This is a genomic window from Actinotalea sp. JY-7885 (assembly GCF_014525465.1).
Taxonomy (GTDB): domain Bacteria; phylum Actinomycetota; class Actinomycetes; order Actinomycetales; family Cellulomonadaceae; genus Actinotalea.
This window is the reverse complement of the sequence record NZ_JACEXH010000247.1, coordinates 1-3499: the sequence shown is the minus strand read 5'-3', so window position 1 is coordinate 3499 and position 3499 is coordinate 1. Positions and strand designations below refer to the sequence as shown.

Annotated in this window: 3 protein-coding genes and 1 riboswitch; of the genes, 1 reads left to right on the top strand and 2 read right to left on the bottom strand. The window is 78.0% G+C overall.

The window, feature by feature from the left end; translation table 11 throughout:
• The coding region (locus IDM29_RS15685; protein WP_188037759.1) for an FAD-dependent oxidoreductase at positions 1-788 on the top strand (788 nt) is incomplete at its 5' end.
• Between the two features lie 41 nt (positions 789-829).
• Here the strand turns inward: IDM29_RS15685 and purH are convergent.
• Positions 830-2467: a bifunctional phosphoribosylaminoimidazolecarboxamide formyltransferase/IMP cyclohydrolase gene (gene purH, locus IDM29_RS15680; protein WP_182111951.1), complete on the bottom strand. Its 1638-nt coding sequence runs from the start codon at positions 2465-2467 to the stop codon at positions 830-832.
• A 56-nt stretch (positions 2468-2523) separates the two neighbouring features.
• Positions 2524-2611: riboswitch (ZMP/ZTP riboswitch) on the bottom strand.
• A gap of 24 nt (positions 2612-2635) precedes the next feature.
• The gene (gene purN, locus IDM29_RS15675) at positions 2636-3268 is read right to left on the bottom strand and encodes a phosphoribosylglycinamide formyltransferase (RefSeq protein WP_182111952.1); all 633 of its coding nucleotides are present in this window, start codon (positions 3266-3268) and stop codon (positions 2636-2638) included.
• Positions 3269-3499: the final 231 nt, after the last annotated feature.

Genomic DNA, 3499 nt, shown 5'->3' with positions numbered 1-3499 from the left:
TCGTCGGCGCGGGCTGGATCGGCGCCGAGGTGGCGGGCGTCGCGGCCGGGGCCGGTGCGCACGTCACGGTCGTCGAGGCGGCCGACGCGCCGCTCGAGGCCGCCCTGGGCGAGGTGGGCGCCCTGACGACCGCCTGGTACGCGGCGGCCGGGGTCCGGCTGCTGCTGGGGACGCGCGTCGACGAGGTGCGGGCGGACGCCGTCGTGCTCGAGGACGGGCGCACCGTGCCGGCCGACGTCGTGCTCGTCGCCGTGGGCGCCAGGCCGCGCACGGGCTGGCTCGGGGACGCGCTGCCCGTGGCGCCCGACGGCGCGCTCGTGGTGGACGAGCGGTACCGCGTCGTGCGCGCCGACGGCCCGCTGCACCACGTCGTCGCGGTCGGCGACGTCGCCCGGCGCCGCTCGCCCCGCCACGGCTGGGTGTCCGGTGGTCACTGGGACGGCGCCCTGCGGGGCCCGGCCGCGGCGGTGCGCACGCTGCTCGGGGTGCCCGCGGGGCCCGTCGACGACCCGGCGCCGTACGTCTTCTCGACCCAGCTCGGTCACGAGCTGGCCCTCTACGGGCACCCGCTGCCCACGGACGACGTCGTCCTGCGACGCGGCGACGACGGCTTCACCGCGCTCTGGTTCCGCCCCGGCTCGTCCGAGCTCGGCGCCGTGCTCGCCGTGGACCGCCCGCGGGACGTCGCGACGGCCCGCCGCCTCTTCACCGGGCCCGCGCTCCCCCGGCTCGACCGCGACGCTGCCGCCGACGACGCGCGACCCCTCAAGGCGGCGGCGCTCGCCTGAGGCGAGAGCCGCCGCCGTCGCGCAGTGCGGTCAGCGCAGGCTCAGTGCGCGAAGTGCCGCGTGCCCGTGAGGTAGAGCGTCACCCCGGCCGCCGCGGCCGCCGCGACGACCTCCGCGTCGCGCACCGAGCCGCCCGGCTGCACCACCGCCCGGACCCCCGCGTCGAGGAGGACCTGCAGCCCGTCCGCGAACGGGAAGAAGGCGTCGGAGGCGGCGACCGCGCCGCGGGCGCGCTCGGCGCCGCCCGTGTTCGCGCGCTCGACGGCGAGCCGGCAGGAGTCCACGCGGTTGACCTGCCCCATCCCGACGCCGACCGAGGCCCCGTCCCGGGCGAGCAGGATCGCGTTGGACTTCACGGCGCGGACCGCCCGCCACGCGAAGGCGAGGTCGGCGAGGGTCGCGTCGTCGGCGGGCCGCCCCGCCGCCAGCGTCCAGGCGGCCGGGTCGTCGCCACCGCCCTCGACGACGGCGTCCACGCGGTCGGCGGTCTGCAGCAGGACGCCCCCCGTGACCGGGCGCATCTCGACCGGAGCGGTGTTGGCCGGACCGGCGACCCGCAGGAGGCGCACGTTCTTCTTGCGCGTCAGCACCTCGAGGGCGGCCGGCTCGAAGTCCGGGGCGAGGACGACCTCGGTGAACACCGGCGAGAGCTGCTCGGCCATCGCCGCCGTGACCGTGCGGTTGGCCGCGACGACGCCGCCGTACGCGGACACGGGGTCGCACGCGTGGGCCTTGGCGTGCGCCTCGGCGACGTCGGGCCCGACGGCGATCCCGCACGGGTTGGCGTGCTTGATGATCGCGACGGCGGGCTCGGCGTGGTCGTGGGCCGCGCGCCAGGCGGCGTCCGCGTCGACGTAGTTGTTGTAGCTCATCTCCTTGCCGTGCAGCTGCTCGGCCTGCGCGAGTCCGGGGGCGGCCGGGTTCACGTAGAGCGCCGCCCGCTGGTGCGGGTTCTCGCCGTAGCGCAGCACCGCCGACCGCTCCCAGGTCGCGCCCGCGAACGCGCCGAAGCCGGACTCGGCGCCGACGGCGTCGGGCGCGTACGCGCTCGCGAACCACGAGGCGACGGCGACGTCGTACGCGGCCGTGTGCGCGAAGGCCGCGCCCGCGAGCGCCCGCCGCTCCGCGAGGGTGAAGCCGCCGGCCCCGAGCGCCGCGACGACCTCGCCGTAGCGCGCCGGGTCGACGACGACGGCGACGCTCGGGTGGTTCTTGGCGGCCGCCCGCACCATCGACGGGCCGCCGATGTCGATCTGCTCGACGACGTCGTCGGGCGCCGCGCCCGAGGCCACGGTCGCCGCGAACGGGTAGAGGTTGCCGACCATGAGGTCGAAGCCGGCCACGTCGAGCTCCGCGAGCTGCGCCACGTGCTCGGGCCGGCGCGTGTCCGCGAGCAGGCCGGCGTGCACGCGCGGGTGCAGCGTCTTGACCCGGCCGTCGAGGCACTCGGGGAAGCCGGTAACCTCCTCGACCCGCGTGACCGGCACGCCGGCGGCCGCGATCGTCGACGCGGTGGAGCCGGTCGAGACGATCTCGACGCCGGCGTCGTGCAGCGCGGTGGCCAGCTCGGCCAGTCCGGTCTTGTCGTAGACGCTCACGAGCGCGCGGCGCAGGGGGCGGCGGGTGGCCTCGGCCGTGGGGTCGGCGACGGGCTCGAGGGGCGTGAGGTGGGCGCTCATGCGCGGTTCTCCCGGGTCGGTGCGGTGCGGCACCCCAGGGGGTGACGCTCATCGGACCCAGGCACCCAGGCGGGCGGTGCGCTGCAGGGGACTTCGGCCGCTCCCCGGTGGTGCTCCACCTGGTCGCCAGTCACGGCCGGGGCCGATGCTACCGCGCGGACGGGCCGGTCAGCCGAGGCGGACCCGGCGCCCCTCCACCGCGAGGCCGGAGCGCGCGGCGCGCCCGACGACGTCGACCAGCAGGGCGCGCTCGACCGCCTTGATGCGCTCGTGCAGCGAGGCCTCGTCGTCGTCCTCGGCGACCTCGACGGCGCGCTGGGCGATGATCGGGCCGGTGTCGACGCCGGCGTCCACCAGGTGCACCGTGCACCCCGTGACCCGGACCCCGTGCGCGAGCGCGTCCCGCACGCCGTGCGCGCCGGGGAACGCGGGGAGCAGCGCCGGGTGCGTGTTGATGACCCGGCCCCCGAAGCGGTCGAGGAAGGGCGCCCCGAGGATGCGCATGAACCCGGCGCTGACCACCCACGCGGGCTCGAAGACGCCGACGGCGTGCGCCATCCCGCGGTCCCAGGACTCGCGGTCGGGGAAGTCCCGCGGCGCCACGACGGCCGTCGCGACGCCCGCGGCCCGCGCGATCTCGAGCCCGCCGATCCCGTCGCGGTCGCTCACCACGCCCACCACCCGTCCCCCGAAGCCGGGGTCGCGGTGCGCCTCGAGCAGCGCCGCGAGGTTGCTGCCGCCCCCGGAGACGAGGACGACGATGCGGGAACCGGGCGGGACGACGTCGGGAGTGGCGCGCACGGCGCGACCCTAGCGGTGGTCGGCCGCCCGGAGCAGGGGCGGCCGGTGGGAGACTGGCGCCAGCCGCTCCCGCGGCCGCCCCGCGACACCGGTGAGAGGACGAGGAGCCGCACGATGACGTCCCCACCCGACGCCCGCGTCAGGCCACCGGAGCGCCCCGCCGCGCCCGAGCAGCCGAGGCAGCCCGCGGGCGCCCCTCCCCCCGGCCGCGTGCCGCCGCGGCCGCCGGAC